Consider the following 1,440-nt stretch of genomic DNA (forward strand, 5'->3'; position numbering starts at 1 on the left):
TAGATTCAAAATCTCACAGAAAATGTCCGCGGCTACCAATTCTACAGAATTTCAGTATCCTAGTGGTGCTGCGAAGCGTTGTTTGAAAAAAGAAAAAAAAGAGGAGAAGAGAGCGAAGGAGACTCATGAGGCGGAAAAGGAGAGAAAGTACAAAGAAATTAATTCTCTTCTTAAGGAGTTGAACCAATGCGGCAGTCCTTGTGTCACCAAGTTCAGAAATCCGGAAAAGGGTGATAGATTTCCTTTTTCTGTTGACGTGTGGAACTATTTAGACACTGCTGATGTTAACCAAGCAAGACTGTATGAATTGTTTGGTAATACAGTCAGTTTTGTCGAAGGCATTTCAATGCATTCTAAGGGTGTTGATGACGTAGCCACTCGGAAAGCGATTCACCGCAAAGGATTTCCTTGGTTCTTGTTCGTTCTTTCGGACATGGAGACTGAGAAAGTCAGCGTTCCGTCTCATGATGGCGATGCATGCAAACATCGTATCGCTAATCTTGCGAATAACCAGGAATACCAAGAAATCCCACTGAACTGCGTTTACACATTCAAGGCTGAAAACTTGAAAAAGTTCCGTGAAGCAGGGAAGCAGTGTGTAATCCTTGCTGTTAAGAAGAGCGACTTTTTCGGTAGTCTTTTTCAGGACTTTCTTGGGAGTAAGTACAACACTTGTATTCCCGTAATGCATTCTTCCTTCCATGAAAACGACAAGCCTGCTTGCGGTAAGGAGGGCAAGGAAGGCAAGGAAGACGAGTCTGACTACGACGACGAAGAAGACGAGTCTAACTACGACGACGAAGAAGGCGACGAGTCTGACGACGACGACGAAGAAGGCGAGTCTGACTACGATGAAGAAGGCGAGTCTGACTACGACGACGAAGACGAGTGTCATATCTCCAATGATGTTCCGAAACATGTCGAAGATGTCAAGGATGTCGAGACTGAATCTTTTCTGCAACAGGAGTGTTCTCCTTACAACGGAGTTCATTTACCCAGTCATTGTGGCGCTGGATGCGAAGAAGAGCAGGGATTTTATCAACCCTTACCTCACACTGTCTTTACCACATTAAATGGACAGCCCGGTCATCTTATTACGGACATTTATGGGCACTGCACCTTCTTTCCATACTCGCCTTTGGGTATCGCTTCTCCTGTTTCAGGAATTGCTCCTACTCTTGATGAAGGAGAGGACAAGACCGAGCCCGTGATGGTATCCAAGGAGAAGGAAGTTGTCACTGTTGTTGAGGAACCGACTAAAGTCACCGACAAGGTCGAATCCGTGGTAGTGTCCAAAGAGAAGGAAGTGGTTGCGCAAGGCGCCGAAAGAAAGAAGGCTGTGAAGAACGAAAAAGGTGAGTGGGTTGTCAAGGTTACTCATGTTTTCATTGGAAACGAGTGGGTTTCCACTTGACTCTAAGTCCACCCTTCTCCCTCTGT

The 1,440-nt window shown here is 45.5% G+C and carries 1 protein-coding gene; it reads left to right on the top strand.

Annotated features, from left to right (window positions below):
• Positions 1 to 1,414, top strand: a 1,414-nt coding sequence (locus tag EBR25_13985) for a hypothetical protein (GenBank protein ID NBW42080.1), incomplete at its 5' end; no start/stop codon positions are given.
• Positions 1,415 to 1,440: the final 26 nt, after the last annotated feature.

This window comes from bacterium, from assembly GCA_009926305.1.
In the GTDB taxonomy this organism is placed as follows: domain Bacteria; phylum Bdellovibrionota_C; class UBA2361; order UBA2361; family RFPC01; genus RFPC01.